Origin of the sequence: Vibrio sp. 10N.222.52.B7 (assembly GCF_041474275.1) — a bacterium.
GTDB classification, from domain to species: Bacteria; Pseudomonadota; Gammaproteobacteria; order Enterobacterales; family Vibrionaceae; genus Vibrio; species Vibrio crassostreae_C.
The window spans coordinates 1-507 of record NZ_JBFRTU010000280.1 but is presented as its reverse complement, the minus strand read 5'-3'; the positions used below and the strand labels follow the sequence as shown (position 1 = coordinate 507).

Here is a 507-nt window from a genome sequence, read left to right as displayed (position 1 = left end):
TCGTTGACCTACCTAACGGCATTCAAGACAGAGATGGCAATGGAGAGCTGGGGATAACCTTAGGAACGGTAGGCGCACGCCTCACCTACTTACACGATGTGACTTCAGAACATAACGGCTACGAAGTTCAGCTTCACTTAGGCAGAACGTTAGAAACCTGGACACAGCCATTCACCATTACGCCCTACCTAGAAGTCGATTATCGTGACAAGAAACTGTCCAATCACCTGTATGGTATTTCTAACACCGAATCTTCTGCCTCAGGGTTAAATCAGTTTGATGCAGGGTCAACGTTTGTTTATCAAGCAGGGTTAATCGGGCTTTATGAGTTTACGCCAACTTGGATTGGTATCGCACGCGCAGACTTGATTCATCACGACAGCGACAGCGCGTTGATACAACGAGACTTGGGCTGGTCATTCGAACTAGGCGTTACCTATCGGTTTGCGGGGTTGTAAGTTTACTGACTAAAACAAAAAGAGCCTGCATCAATGCAGGCTCTTTGGT

Annotated in this window: 1 protein-coding gene; it reads left to right on the top strand. The window is 47.1% G+C overall.

The features are described 5' to 3' along the window. Positions 1–458, top strand: a 458-nt coding sequence (locus AB4512_RS22840) for a MipA/OmpV family protein (protein WP_372175816.1), incomplete at its 5' end; no start/stop codon positions are given. Between the last annotated feature and the right edge of the window lie 49 nt (positions 459–507).